We start from the raw sequence: 14,341 nt of genomic DNA, 5'->3' as shown, positions 1-14,341 counted from the left end.
TATTATAAATTCTTTTTTCTAATAAATCTAAGAAAAACTTCTTCTATTTTATTTTTAGATACCTTTTTAACTTCAATATACAAAATATCGCCAATAATTATTTTTTCTTTACTATTAGGAATAGACCCTGTATGAAAAACAATTAAACCTCCTAAAGTTTCATATTCTTCAGATTTTGGAATACCTAATTTATATTTTGCGTTAATAAAATCAATTTTTAAACGAGCAGAAAATAAAAATTCATTATCATTCAATTTTTTTTCAACAAATTTCATTTCATCATGTTCATCTCTTATATCTCCAAGAAATTCTTCTAATATATCCTCTATTGTTATCATTCCGGCTGTCCCTCCATATTCATCTAATACTATAGCTATACTTTTTTTTTTCTTAATAAGAATATCCATTATTTCTCGTATTGGAGTGTTCATATGAACTAATTCTACAGGTCTCATTATAGATTCTATATTTTTTGGTTTTTTTAAAATTTCTAAATAATGAATATATCCTATAACATTATCTATATTATTTTTATGAATGATAATTTTTGATAATCCTTTTTCTGTAAATTTATGACGAATTCTATCAATAGAAGAAGTATATATATTAGAAGATACTATTTCTTTTCTTGGTACCATACATTCTCTTGCTTTTTTTTCAGAAAAATCTAAAGCTTTATGAAATATTTCTACTTCCGATTCTACTATACCATGAATATTATTCTCTATATTTTCTGATACAAAATAAATTAAATCTTCTTTATCAAAAATTTGAGTTCTATTATCTTCTTTTTCTCCAAAAAATTTCAAAAATATATTTGAAATCCAAATAATAGAATTTGTAATAGGAGATAACATTTTTTCTAAAACATATACAGGAACAATCAATAGACTTAACAATTCATTAGAATATGCGCTAAAGACAATTTTAGGAATAAATTCTCCAACAATAAGAATAATAGTAGCAGAAACTATTGTTTCTAAAAGAAGAATGAAAAAAAAATTATCGTGAATGAAAAACCATTTTGGAAAAAAATATAAAAATAATTTTTCCATATGAATTCCATATACCACCAAGGATATTGTATTCCCAATTAACATTGTAGTTATAAATTTTTTTGGTTCTTTAATGCTTTTGGAAAGTAATTTAGAACGAAAAGAATCTTTCTTTTTTTCTAATTCTATTTGAAATAAACTGGAAGAAATTAAAGCCATTTCCATTCCAGAAAAAAAAGCAGATAAAAGTATAGTAATGAAAACTATACTAATATGAAAAACCATAGGAATATTTTATTGTATAGGAAAAATACCACTAATATTTTTTAGCCTAATTTTTTTTAGGTCATCAGTAGCTTCTAATCCATTCATAGCTTTTAATACTGTCCCATCGGAACAATATATAATTGTATACTTATTATTAAATATTTTTTTATATTTTTTATTCCAAAATATTTCCTCTGTTTTTAAAAAATCTCCATCAGAATTCATAATAATAATATTTCCTTTAATATGATAAAATATTGTTTTAATTGATTTAACCCAATTTGCACTAAGATAAGTATACTTATTTGTTTTTATTCTATAAATAAATAATTGTAATCCATTTGGAAATAAGGTATAAATGGAATATTCCTTTATAATTGGGGAATATATAAAGGATCTAATCATTCCATTTTCTTTATATAAAATACTTGTACGAATAAAAATCCTATTAGGTATTTCTTTTTTATTTTTTTTAAATTTAACAAAAATTTCTTTTCTTGTACAAGAAAGAAAAAAAAATACTAATAAAAAAAATAGACTTTTTAGTTTTTTACTTATTATTTTATTATTGTATTTTTGTTTTTTGGTTGGTATCTTAGCTCAGTAGGTAGAGCAAAGGACTGAAAATCCTTGTGTCCCCGGTTCGATTCCGGGAGATACCATTCCCTTTTTATTTTATTAAATTTTATTAAAATCCCAATTCTTTTTTTACATCTTCCGTAATATCTATTCCTTTATTAACCAAAACACCTTTCCCGGGACTACAATCATCAACTCTAACAATATTTTTATCTTTTTCCATTACTATATTAATAGCTTTTTCTATTTTTTTATAGATAGGATCTAATAATTTATTTTGTTTTTTGGATAAATCATTTTCAGCAGTTTTTTGATATGCCTGAGCCCTAGATTGTAATATTTCTAATTCTTTTTTAAGAATTGGATTTCTATTTTTTTGAAATTTTTCTGCTTTTTTATGAAATTCTTTTGCCAATTTTGCCAATATATTTTCATGATTTTTACTCAATTTTTCCAATTCTTTCTGAACTTTAGAAAATTCAGGCATTTTTTCTAAAAGAATCAAACTATTAAGACAAACAATTTTCTGATGACATTCCTCTTTAGAAAATAAAAATTTTCCTATTCCAAATAGGAAAAAAAACAATAAAAAATAAAAAATTGTATTTCTTTTCATATATTTTCTGTATTTATCTTATAATATTAATTAATCTTGACCTATAACAAAATTAGTTTTCCATCCTGATTTAATAGAAAAATCTTTCCTATCTACGGGATTACATATATCTATTCCAAAAAATCCTATAGGAAATAAAAAAATACGGAATCCAATTCCAAATGATTTTTTCATTTTTAACGGATTAAATGTTTTATAAGAATCACTAATATTTCCTCCTTCTATAAAAATATTGCTCCAAAACTTGGATGTATTAGAAAATTCCTTAATCAAATAACGAATTTCTAAAATAGATTTATTATAAATAAGTCCCCCATCATTTGGAGAAATATTTTCTAGATTCTTTCTATGAGAAGAATACCCTCTTAATGGAATATGATCTATATTTTCTATTTTTGAACTAAATGAATTTTTATCTCCACCCATATGAAATCTCTGTATTGGAAATAATATTTTTGTTTTATCGTATCTTCCTAAAAATCCAAATTCATTACCTACTTTAATCACTAGATTATCTATAATTTTTTTATACCAAAAAGTGTTTATTTTAATTTTGAAAAATTCCATCCAATATATTTTAAATCTTTTAGTATTTTTGAATAAAATGGAATAAGGAGGAGTAAATATTCCAATTAATTTTAATTCTGATCCTTTAAAAGGAAAAATAAAATCTGGATCATTTGAAATTCTTTGTAAAGAAATTAAAGATTTTATATTAGTATATTTTAATTTTCTATTGTGACTTGAAAATAGTTTTGTATTGTAATTTAAAGCCTCATAATCCATAGATAATTTAATTTTAGAATATGGATCTAAAATAACTAGAGGCTTATTTAAACTCAAAGATATTTCTATTTTATCTATAAATCCTTCATGAACTGTTGTATCAGAATTAAAAAATCTAGGTAAGAAAAAAACGTTTTCGGATTTTTTTATTTTCTTTTTTGAATAATTTAAATGAAAACTAAGTGATGTAGGACTAGTTTTCTCTATCCAAGGTTCTATAAAAGAAAATCCATAAGATTTTATATCCTTACTAAATTTACTAAAAAAAAATAATTTTTGTCCATCTCCTTGAGGAAAAGGATTCCATGATCTAAATTTCAAAAAGTTACTTAGAGAAAAATTTCCAAAATTTAATTTAAAATTTCCAATAAGGGCATCTCCTCCATATCCTCCATATATTTGAATTTGATTAGAATTTTTTTCAATTATACGCCATTCTATATCTATAGTATTATTTTCTTTATTTTGATGAATTAAAGGATGTATTTTACTATTATCAAATAGATTCAAATCCACTAAACGAAGCATACTATACTTAATTTTTTGAGGAGAAAATAAATCTCCAGGATAAGTAGTTAATTCACGTCTAATAACATGATCTTTTGTTGTTGTATTTCCGGATATATTTACTTTATTTATATATACTGGTTTATTTTCTTCTATTTTTATTTCTAAATAAATTTTATTATTTTTTATTCTTTTTTCTATTGGAACTATTTTCACAAACAAATGTCCAATATTGAGATATTTTGAAAGAATACTAGATTCGTATTCCGAATTAAAAATATTTTTATTAATTCCAATTTTATTATAGATATCTCCTTTTTTATAAGAAAATATTTTTCTTAATAAATTCGTTTTTATAAAAGTGTTCCCTACAAAATTAACATCTCCTAAAAAATATTGATCTCCTTCAATTATCTTTATTTTGATTCCATAATTACCAGAATTTTTTTTCCATACAGAATCTAAAAATACTTGAGAATTTAAAAATCCCATTGATTGATATTTACGTAAAATATTTTTCAAATCCTCTTGAATATTTTCATGAGAAAAATAAAATGGATTTCCTACTATTGGTACAAAAATTTTTTTTCTTATCTTAACCATAAGATTAAGTAATTCTTCTTTGGAAAAATGGTTATTCCCATCAAATAAAATATTTTCTATTTCAATTTTTTTCCCTTTATCTACATATATATTTAAAATATTTTTACCATTCTGAATACTCCATTTACTCTTTATAGAAATTTCATTATATCCTTTTTTTATATAATAATTTTTAATATCATTTTTAATAATTTGAATTGAATCTTCAGAAATTTTATCTCCTGACTTAATTTTTTCAATGGAAAAAAATCGAATCATACCGGTACCTTTTACATTAATTTTATCAACTTCTATTAAATCTTCCAAATCAAAAAATAAGTCTATTTCATTTGAATTTAAATATGAACTATTTTTTTTATAGATAGATATTTTTCCAAAAAGACGACTTTTCCATAATTTTTTAATAGCCTGATCTATTTTTTTACTAGGTATAAAAATTTCATCTCCTGGATAAATATGAGATAAATTTGAAATAAAATCACGATTATATTTTGTTTTTCCTATAATAAAAATATTCTTAATAAAAAAAGATGAAAATAATTCTTCCCTTTTTTCTTTCTGAATTATTTCAAGGTTATTATTATTTTCCGTTTTAGAAAATGATATATCTAACAAAAGAAAAAAAAATAACGGAAATAAAAAAAAATTTTTTGATTTATAAAACTTTTCCAAAACGACGTTTTCTTTTTTGATAATTTATTATGGCTTCGAAAAAATCTTTTTTACGAAAATCTGGCCATAAAATATTCGTAAAATATAATTCTGCATAAGCAGATTGCCAAAGTAAAAAATTACTAAGACGTTGTTCTCCACTAGTTCTAATAATAAGATCTACATCTGGTATTTTATTAGTAGTATATAAATAATTTTGAAAAGAAGAAAAATTAATATCTTTTAGGGATAATTCACCAACATAAACTTTATTGGCTATAATTTTTGTTGCTCTCAAAATTTCCTCTCTAGATCCATAACTGATAGCTAAAACTAATGTTATAGATGTATTATTTTTTGTCTTTTTAATAAAAAAAAGTAATTTATCTTGTATCATAATAGGAAATTTTTTTATTTCTCCTATAACAATAATTTTTACATTTTTATCATGAATTTCTTCTAAATAATTTTTTAATTTTTCATGAAATAAACGTATTAAATCATCTATTTCTTTTTTTGGTCTATTCCAATTTTCTGAAGAAAAAACATATAAAGTTATATAAGGAATTCCTAATTCTTTACAGCTATTTATAGAGTCTGTAATAGATTTTATAGAATTCTCATGTCCAAATGTTCTCAATTTTCCTCTTTTCTCCGCCCAACGACCATTACCATCCATAATAATTGCTACGTGATTAGGTATACTATTTAAATCTATTTTTTTTAATAATTTCAAATATCGATCATTCTAACTACTACTACTACTACTTACTAATAATAAATAAACAAATATATAAATAAAAAGTAAAGAAAAATAGATTTTTTCTAACTTATCATCAATTTCTTTGATCCATCCCCCATAATAATTTTTCTCGTAAAGTTTTATAATAAGTATATTTTTCTTCTTGAATAATATATATATAAAAAGGAGCTTTTCTAATATATAATTCATTATCTTTTTTTAAAGATTTAAGTCTAGTATCCATAGATAATGAATAATATTTTACTCTACTATGTATTTTTAAATGTATTTTTTGACAATCGGAAATAATCAATGGACGTGAAAATAAATTATGTGGAGATATAGGTGTAATAACAAAATTTTTATTTTCAGGAGTAATAATAGGTCCTCCACAACTTAAAGAATATCCAGTAGATCCAGTAGGAGTAGAAATAATTAATCCATCCGCCCAATAAGAAGTCAAAAACTGCTTATCTATATAAGCATCTATAGTAATCATAGAAACAGTTTCTTTTCTAAAAATAACAATCTCATTTAATGCAAAATTAAAAAATGGATTATGATCCGTAATAGAAGTTTCTAACCACAATAGACTTCTAGGAATCAAATGAAATTTTTGATCGAAAATTTGGTCTATTTTTTTAATAAAAACATCTTTATTAAAGGTAGCTAAAAATCCTAAATTTCCTGTATTAACACCTACAATAGGAATTCCAGTATCTCTAATAAAATTTAAAGAAGATAATATAGTTCCATCTCCTCCAAAAGTAAACATTAAACTAAAATCTTTTGTTAATTCTTTATAATGAGAAAAAACAGGAACATTAAGATTTTTAAATTCTTCAAAAGAAGACAAAATATTAAAAAATGATTTTTCAATAGATATATCTATTGAATTATTGAATATATAGCCAATGAACTGATTCAGATATGGAATATTTTTTTTTCCAATTTTTTGTCCATATAAGGCTACTTTCATCGTTATTTATTATTAAATATCCAAAATATGGTAAAAAAAATACAAAATATTATTTTTAAAAATTTCATCTATACAAAAATAATTTTAATGATTTTAATTAAATTTATTTTCTTTTTTATTATTATTTATTATTCATAATAAAAGTAAAAAAAAAGTATGAAAAAATCTGTTTTTTATTCTAAAATTCTTTTATTTGGAGAATACGGAATTATAGAAAATTCTATTGGACTTTCCATTCCTTATAATTTTTATAAAGGATCTTTAAAATTTTTAAATTCTACCAAAAATAAAGAATTTTTTTATTCTAATTTAGAATTAAAAAAATATTATAAATTTTTATTTTTTTTAAAACAAAATAAAAAAAATTTAGTAAAAATTGATCTTAAAAGATTACAAAAAGATATTCAAAAAGGAATTTATTTCCAATCAAATATTCCTAAAGGATATGGAATAGGGAGTTCAGGGGCATTAGTTTCCTCTATTTATGATAAATATGCTAAAAAAAAACTAAAAAAATGTTTAAATAATAAAAATATAATAATTTTAAAAAAAATATTTAGCCAAATGGAATCTTTTTTCCACGGAAAAAGTTCAGGAATAGATCCTTTAATTTGTTATTTTAACAAACCATTACTCATTCGTTCAGAAACAAATATTTCTACCATTAAAATTCCTAAAAAAAATGAATTAAAAGGGAAAGGAGCGATTTTTTTATTAGATACTGGTTTTTCTAGAAAAACTTCTTTTATGATAGAAAAATTTTTTTTCGTAAAATTAAAAAATGATGAATTCAAAAAAATATTAAAAGAAGAATTTATGAAATATAATGAAAAATGTATTGAATCCTTTTTAAAAGGAAATTTCAAAATTATGCTAAAAAACGTAAAATTACTTTCTACTTGGATTTTTATTCATTTTCGCCCTATGATACCAAAAATATTTTGGAAAATATGGGAAAAAAGCCTTTTTACTGACCTTCATTATTTAAAACTATGTGGTTCTGGAGGGGGAGGATTTATTTTAGGATTTACTCCAAATTATGATATTTCTAAAAAAATATTAAAAAAGTATACAACAGAAGTTTTCTTTCGTTTTTAAGTACAAAAATTGAAAATTATAATGAATCATATACAAAATAAAAAAAATGAATTTATACGATTAAATCATTATTTATCCAATTCTGGAATCTCTTCTAGAAGAGATGCAGATAAATTAATTCAATCGGGGATCGTAAAAGTTAATGGAATCCCCGTTACAAAATTGGGGACAATTATACATGTAAATGATGTTATAAAAATAAATGGAAATAAAATTAAAAAAAAAAAAAATATATATATACTTCTTAATAAACCTAAGGGGTTTATTACTTCTACACATGATCCATTTAATAGAAAAACAGTTATGAGTTTAATTCCCAATTTTTCTGATTATAGAATTTTTCCTGTTGGAAGATTAGATCGTTCAACTACAGGAGTTTTACTTCTTACCAATGATGGATTCATAACTGAAAAATTCACTCATCCAAAATATAATGTAAAAAAAATATATCATGTTTTACTAAATAAAAAAATTAACGATGAAGATATCTATAGAATTCAAAAAGGAAAAATATTTCTCAAAGAAGGAAGAGTAAAAATAGATTTTATATACAGAGAAAAAAAAAATAGAATAAAAATTGGATTACACATAGGATGGAATAGAATAATTAAACGTATTTTTAAAAAATTAACTTATCAAGTAGTTCAATTGGATAGAATTAATTTTGGAGGTCTTACTAAAAAAAATCTTAAAATAGGATGCTGGAGTTTTTTAAATAAAAATGAAATAGATAATACTATAAAAAATTTTTTTCATGAAAAAAATTAGCATTATTAATGGTCCTAATTTAAATCTTTTAGGAAAAAGAGAACCAGAATTATACGGTACTGAAAATTTCATAAACTATTTTAATAAATTAAAAAGAAAAAAAATTTTTTCTTCTATAGAAATGACCTATTATCAAAGTAATCATGAAGGTAAAATTATAGATATATTACATGATATAGGAGACCTATCAAATGGAATTATTATCAATGCTGGAGCATATACTCATACTTCTTTAGGAATTGCAGATGCTATTAAATCAATCTCTACTCCAGTTATAGAAGTTCATATTTCTAATATCTATTCCAGAGAAATTTTTAGACAAAAATCATTTTTATCTTCTGTTTGTAAAGGGACTATTTTTGGATTTGGATTGAAATCTTATGAATTAGGAATAATAAGTTTTTCTCTGTAAGGTTTTTTTTTAAATTCAAAATATTCATTCAAATTTTGAATAATTTGAATAAGTTTTTCTCTTCCATATTTTTTTTTTACAGAAACTTTAAAATATTTAGGCATTGAAAAAAAATTTTTTTCAATTTTTTCTTTACAATAATTTATATTTTTATCTAAAATTTTTGGATTTATTTTATCCGTTTTCGTAAAAATAATACAAAAATATATTTTATAAGTTTTTAACTTTTTTATAAAATCTAGATCTAATGGTTGTATAATTATTCTACAATCTAAAAGTAAAAATAAACAAACTAAATTAGTTCTATAAAAAATATAATCTCTAATTAATTTTTTTTTTTCTATTCTTCTATTTCTTTTCAAAGAATAACCATATCCAGGTAAATCTATTAAATACCATTTATGGTTGATTAAAAAAAAATTAATAAATTTTGTTCTTCCAGGAGAAGATGATACTTTAGCTTCTTTTTTAGAATTAACAATAAAATTAATCAAACTAGATTTCCCTACATTAGAACGTCCAGAAAAAGCATATTCAGGAAAAGTAGAATAAAAAAATTGATTGGATTTTTCTATACTTTTTTTAAACTTTACAGAAAAAATTTTCATGATTTAAATTAAATTTAGATAACCATTTTTCTAAAATTTTTATAAATTTTTTTGGATGTTCCATCATAGGAACATGACCACATTTATCTATCCAATATAATTCGGAATGAGGTAACAATCTATGAAATTCTTTTGCTACATCTGGTGGAGTTACAGGATCTTGTTTACCCCAAATTAAACAAATAGGTTTTTGAATAACAGATAAATCTTTTGACATATTGTACTTCATAGCACTTTTCGCAATATATAAAGTTTTAATTCCCTTTTTTTTATCATTCACAATATGAAAGACTTCATCTACTAATTCTTTAGTAGCAATTTTAGGATCATAAAATACTTCTTGTGATTTTTTTCTAATATATTCATAATTTTCTCTTTTAGGAAAAGCATATCCAAAAGATTTTTCAAATAATCCAGAACTTCCTGTAAGAACCAAAGAATGTACTAAATCTATTCTTTTTTTTGCTATAATTAAAGCAATATGCCCTCCTAATGAATTTCCTATTAATGTAGAATTTTCAATTCCAATTTCTATTAAAAACTGAATAATATATTTAGATAAACTGTAAATATTTGTAAGAAATAGAGGCATCTTATAAAAAGGTAAAACAGGGATTATTACTTGATATCCTTTTTCTGGAAAAAAATCTAAAAGTGCATTAAAATTACTTAATCCACCCATTAAACCATGAAGTAATATTAGTGGATGCCCTGAGCCTTTTTTTATATAAGAAAACTTTTTTTCTTTAAACATAACATCATATATTTTCTTGATAAATTATTGTAATTTTTAAATATTAAATATTTTTTTTATACTTTTTTTGAATAAGAAAATAAGCTTTTTTTGCTGCAATTTCTTCTGATTTTTTTTTGGATGGGCCTCTACCCAATGTTTTCATTTCATATTCAGATATAGTAAATTCAGATAAATAAGTAATTATATTTTTATTTTTTTCTTCTTTAAAAGTATTAAAATTTATCAAAAATTTATTTTTTTGGGACCATTCTATAATCCATACTTTGTAACTAAAAATTTCCTTCTGTAATTTCACAATATTTACATGAAAATGTAAGATTTTTTTATATACAAAATTTTTACACCCCTGATATCCAATTTCTAAATAAATAAAACCTATTAAAGATTCAAGAGCATTTCCAAACATATTATCAGATATTATTGATTTCTTTTTTTTAAAGAAAATTTCTGTTAACGTTAGTTTTTTAAAAATTTCATTTAAATTTCTTCTACATACTATTTTAGATCGAACTTGAGTTAATTCTCCTTCTTTTTTTTCAGGAAGTTTTTCATATAAAAAATGGGAAATAATAGAATTCAATACGGCATCTCCTAAAAATTCTAATCTTTGAAAATCTATATAATAATTTTTATTTCTTTTTTTTGTAGAAAAACTATATATAAATACTTCTTTTAAATAACTTATTCTTTTTGGACAAAATCCTAATATTTTCTTTAATCGACCAACTAAAATAGAATCTTCATCTTTTAACATCTATTTTTTTAAATAAAATACAAACGTTATGTCCTCCAAAACCAAAAGTATTGCATATACTGATTTTAATTTCTTTTTTTATTGCATTATTTGGAGTAAAATTAATTTTAGAATCTATTTTTTTATCTATTTCAAATAAATTAATAGTTGGAGGTATAATTTTTTCCCTTAAAGGAAGTATAGAAGCAATCGCTTCTATAGAACCTGCGGCACCTAATAAATGACCTGTCATAGATTTAGTAGAATTAATGTTAATGTTATATATACTTTCATGAAAAACTTTTTGAATAGCTTTTACTTCTGCAAGATCTCCTAAAATAGTAGAAGTTCCATGAGAATTAATATGATTAACTTCTCTATATTCAATTCCAGCATCTTTTATAGCTTCTTTCATAGCAATAATAATCCCTTTTCCTTCTGGATGAGGAGCTGTAATATGATATGCATCTCCAGACATACCAACTCCACCTATTTCAGCATATATATTAGCATTTCTATTTTTAGCATGTTTATATTCTTCTAATATTAAACATCCTGCACCTTCCCCCAAAACAAAACCATCCCTATCTTTATCAAAAGGACGTGATGCTGTTTTGTAATCATCATTTCTAGTAGATAATGCATGTAATGCATTAAATCCACCTACTCCACTTTGTGTAATAGCTGCCTCAGACCCACCAGTTACCATAATATCTGCTTTTCCTAAACAGATTAAATGATATGCATCTACAATTGCATTAGAAGAAGAAGCACAAGCGGATACAGTAGCATAATTAGGTCCATGTAGTCCATATTTAATCGAAATAAATCCAGCAGTAATATCTATTAATATTTTAGGAATAAAAAAAGGACTAAATTTAGGAAATCTTCCTCCATTTACATAATCAGAAATAGATTCTTCTAAGTTTAAAAGACCTCCAATTCCAGACGACCAAATAACTCCAATACGTTCCCTTTTTTCTTTAGAAAAATTAATTCCACTATTTTTTACGGCTTCAGAGGATGCTAAAATTCCATATTGTGCACAAGGATCCAATTTTTTTTGTTCTTTTTTACTAAAAAAAATATTAGGATCATAATGTTTTAATTCACAAGCAAATTTAGTTTTATATTTTTTAGTATCAAAATAGGTAATAGGCTCTGCACCACTTTTTCCATTTACAAGGGAAATCCAATATTCTTCTAAATTATTTCCTATTGGAGTAATAGATCCAAGTCCTGTAACTACTACTCTCTTTAATTTTTTCATCAACATAAAAAAAAGAATAAATATTTTTTAATCAGAACTATTATCCTCTTTTTTTTTCTCATCTAAAATATTTTTGATAGCTTGTATTGCCTCACCTACAGTTGTTATTTTTTCTGCTTTCTCATCAGAAATACTAATATTAAATTCTTTTTCAAATTCCATAATAAGCTCTACTATATCTAAGGAATCTGCACCTAAATCATTGGTAAAACTAGCCTTAGGAAAAATATCATTTTCTTCTACACTCAATTTTTCTACAATAATAGACTTTACTCTTGATGCAATATCAGACATAGGATAGTAATTTTTATTTTTTCTAATACAAAATTAGTAAACTTTTATAAATCGTATATAAATTTGTTTTATTATAAAAAATACAATAGAAAATGAGTTCTCTTTATCTAGAAAGATATGGAATATTGAATTCTTCAAATAATTGGCAATTATCTTCTGAAGAATTACAAAATATAATTATTCAAAATAAAATGGGGGTAGAAACTAAATCAGGAGTTTTAGCAATAAATACAGGTATATTCACTGGTCGTTCTCCTGAAGATAGATTTATTGTGAAAGATAACATTACAAATAAAAAAATTTGGTGGGATGAAAATTTTAATCAATCTTTTAATTCTAAAAAATTTGATCGTATATATCAAAAATTAGTCGGATACTTATCTGAAAAAACCTTATACGTAAGAGATGGGTATCTTTGTTCTGATAAACGTTATCAACTTAATATTCGTTCTATTAGTGAATATCCATGGTCTGATCTATTTATCCATAATCTTTTTTTTCGAATTTCTAAAATTGAACAAATTGTACCAGATTGGTTATTATTATGTTCACCTGGATTTCAATCTAATCCAATGACAGATGGTACACGGAAAAAAAATTTTACCATATTAAATTTTAAAAAAAAAGTTATATTAATTGGTGGATCAGGATATACAGGAGAGATTAAAAAATCTCTTTTTTCGGTTCTAAATTTTATACTTCCTATATATAAAAATGTTTTCCCTATGCATTGTTCTGCAAATATTGGGATCTTAAAAAAAGATACAGCACTTTTTTTTGGATTATCTGGGACTGGAAAAACTACTATTTCTAATGATACTAATAGAAAATTAATAGGTGATGATGAACATGGTTGGACGGATGACAACATTATTTTTAATTTTGAAGGAGGTTGTTATGCCAAAATATTGGGTATTTCTAAAGAAAAAGAACCTATGATTTATCATGCTATCAAGAAAGGAGCAATGTTGGAAAATGTAGTTTTCAAAAAAGGAACCAATGAAGTAGATTTTTTTAATGATTCTATTACACCAAATATACGAGTAAGTTATCCTATAAATTTTATAAAAAATATCGAAAAAAAATCCATATCTTCCAATATTAAAAATATTTTTTTTCTAACCTATGATGCCTTTGGGATATTACCTCCTATATCAAAACTAAATAAAGCACAATCCGCTTATTATTTTTTATTAGGTTATACTTCTAAAGTTGCTGGAACAGAATTGAATATAAAAAAACCACAAGCTACTTTTTCTTCCTGTTTTGGAGCTCCATTTATGCTATTAAATCCAGTTCAATATACAAAAATGTTAATCAAAAAATTAAATAATTCGGAAATAAATGTATGGATGGTAAATACAGGACTACTTTTTGTTGGAGAATCCATTGGATTTAGGATAAAATTAAAATATACACGAAAACTTATTCAATGTGTTTTAGATGGATGTTTATCCAGAGTAGATTACGAAAAGTATCCTATATTCAATTTTCATATTCCAAAATACTGTCCAGGTATATCTTCCAATATTTTAAATCCAAAAAAAACATGGAAAAATAAGAAAATGTATCAAGATCAAGTAAAAAATCTTGTAAAAAAATTCATCAAAAATTTTGATATATACAGAAAATATACGGATAAAGAAATTTTGTCTGGAGAACCTAAAATAGAATAA

Annotated in this window: 15 protein-coding genes and 1 tRNA gene; 5 read left to right on the top strand and 11 right to left on the bottom strand. The window is 23.2% G+C overall.

The genetic code is table 11. The annotated features are described in order from the left end of the window. Positions 1–2: 2 nt before the first annotated feature. Together DM817_RS00435 and DM817_RS00430 are read right to left on the bottom strand one after the other, a co-directional pair. The gene (locus tag DM817_RS00435) at positions 3–1,280 is read right to left on the bottom strand and encodes a hemolysin family protein (protein ID WP_113738114.1); all 1,278 of its coding nucleotides are present in this window, start codon (positions 1,278–1,280) and stop codon (positions 3–5) included. A 9-nt stretch (positions 1,281–1,289) separates the two neighbouring features. After that, positions 1,290–1,667, bottom strand: coding sequence for a hypothetical protein (locus DM817_RS00430; protein WP_235610883.1), 378 nt, complete (start codon positions 1,665–1,667; stop codon positions 1,290–1,292). Positions 1,668–1,851: 184 nt separating this feature from the next. Here DM817_RS00430 and DM817_RS00425 point away from each other — a divergent pair. Further along, positions 1,852–1,924, top strand: a tRNA-Phe gene (locus DM817_RS00425). A gap of 26 nt (positions 1,925–1,950) precedes the next feature. Here the strand turns inward: DM817_RS00425 and DM817_RS00420 are convergent. The 4 genes from DM817_RS00420 to DM817_RS00405 all read right to left on the bottom strand — a co-directional run bounded on the left by DM817_RS00420 (position 1,951) and on the right by DM817_RS00405 (position 6,725). After that, positions 1,951–2,457, bottom strand: a complete 507-nt coding sequence (locus tag DM817_RS00420; RefSeq protein ID WP_113738112.1) for an OmpH family outer membrane protein — start codon at positions 2,455–2,457, stop codon at positions 1,951–1,953. A 30-nt stretch (positions 2,458–2,487) separates the two neighbouring features. Further along, complete coding sequence (locus DM817_RS00415) at positions 2,488–5,025, bottom strand: BamA/OMP85 family outer membrane protein (protein WP_235610882.1); 2,538 nt, start codon at positions 5,023–5,025, stop codon at positions 2,488–2,490. After that, a complete protein-coding gene (locus DM817_RS00410) occupies positions 5,009–5,740 on the bottom strand; it encodes an isoprenyl transferase (RefSeq protein WP_113738111.1) in 732 nt (243 codons plus the stop codon). Before DM817_RS00410 ends, DM817_RS00415 begins: the two co-directional genes overlap by 17 nt. A 100-nt stretch (positions 5,741–5,840) precedes the next feature. Next, a complete protein-coding gene (locus tag DM817_RS00405; RefSeq protein WP_113738110.1) occupies positions 5,841–6,725 on the bottom strand; it encodes an NAD kinase in 885 nt (294 codons plus the stop codon). Between the two features lie 156 nt (positions 6,726–6,881). Between DM817_RS00405 and DM817_RS00400 the strand changes: the two genes are divergently transcribed. Genes DM817_RS00400 through DM817_RS00390 form a run of 3 tightly spaced genes read left to right on the top strand, consistent with a single transcriptional unit; the run spans position 6,882 to position 9,003 of the window. Further along, the gene (locus tag DM817_RS00400; protein WP_113738109.1) at positions 6,882–7,823 is read left to right on the top strand and encodes a mevalonate kinase family protein; all 942 of its coding nucleotides are present in this window, start codon (positions 6,882–6,884) and stop codon (positions 7,821–7,823) included. Positions 7,824–7,844: 21 nt separating this feature from the next. Then, positions 7,845–8,591 (top strand): pseudouridine synthase, encoded by a 747-nt coding sequence (locus DM817_RS00395; RefSeq protein WP_113738108.1) that lies wholly within the window; start codon positions 7,845–7,847, stop codon positions 8,589–8,591. Beyond that, positions 8,578–9,003 (top strand): type II 3-dehydroquinate dehydratase, encoded by a 426-nt coding sequence (locus tag DM817_RS00390; protein WP_113738107.1) that lies wholly within the window; start codon positions 8,578–8,580, stop codon positions 9,001–9,003. The genes DM817_RS00395 and DM817_RS00390 overlap by 14 nt, the downstream gene beginning before the upstream one ends. Here DM817_RS00390 and yihA read toward each other — a convergent pair. Genes yihA through DM817_RS00365 form a run of 5 tightly spaced genes read right to left on the bottom strand, consistent with a single transcriptional unit; the run spans position 8,970 to position 12,665 of the window. Further along, positions 8,970–9,611, bottom strand: a complete 642-nt coding sequence (gene yihA, locus DM817_RS00385) for a ribosome biogenesis GTP-binding protein YihA/YsxC (RefSeq protein WP_113738106.1) — start codon at positions 9,609–9,611, stop codon at positions 8,970–8,972. The two genes, DM817_RS00390 and yihA, sit on opposite strands and share 34 nt — an antisense overlap. Next, complete coding sequence (locus tag DM817_RS00380; protein ID WP_113738105.1) at positions 9,586–10,365, bottom strand: alpha/beta fold hydrolase; 780 nt, start codon at positions 10,363–10,365, stop codon at positions 9,586–9,588. The genes yihA and DM817_RS00380 overlap by 26 nt, the downstream gene beginning before the upstream one ends. Positions 10,366–10,408: 43 nt before the next feature. Continuing rightward, the gene (locus tag DM817_RS00375) at positions 10,409–11,122 is read right to left on the bottom strand and encodes a ribonuclease III family protein (protein ID WP_113738104.1); all 714 of its coding nucleotides are present in this window, start codon (positions 11,120–11,122) and stop codon (positions 10,409–10,411) included. Further along, the gene (gene fabF / locus DM817_RS00370; protein ID WP_201260537.1) at positions 11,109–12,371 is read right to left on the bottom strand and encodes a beta-ketoacyl-ACP synthase II; all 1,263 of its coding nucleotides are present in this window, start codon (positions 12,369–12,371) and stop codon (positions 11,109–11,111) included. Before fabF ends, DM817_RS00375 begins: the two co-directional genes overlap by 14 nt. A gap of 27 nt (positions 12,372–12,398) precedes the next feature. Then, on the bottom strand, positions 12,399–12,665 hold the full coding sequence (locus DM817_RS00365) for an acyl carrier protein (protein ID WP_113738103.1): 267 nt from the start codon (positions 12,663–12,665) through the stop codon (positions 12,399–12,401). Positions 12,666–12,757: 92 nt separating this feature from the next. On the opposite strand from DM817_RS00365, the gene DM817_RS00360 reads away from it, so the two are divergent. Continuing rightward, the gene (locus tag DM817_RS00360) at positions 12,758–14,341 is read left to right on the top strand and encodes a phosphoenolpyruvate carboxykinase (ATP) (RefSeq protein ID WP_113738102.1); all 1,584 of its coding nucleotides are present in this window, start codon (positions 12,758–12,760) and stop codon (positions 14,339–14,341) included.

It is taken from the genome of Blattabacterium clevelandi, assembly GCF_003268615.1.
Lineage (GTDB): Bacteria > Bacteroidota > Bacteroidia > Flavobacteriales > Blattabacteriaceae > Blattabacterium > Blattabacterium clevelandi.
The sequence above is the reverse complement of the archived record's forward strand: the minus strand, read 5'-3'. Positions and strand labels throughout refer to the sequence as shown.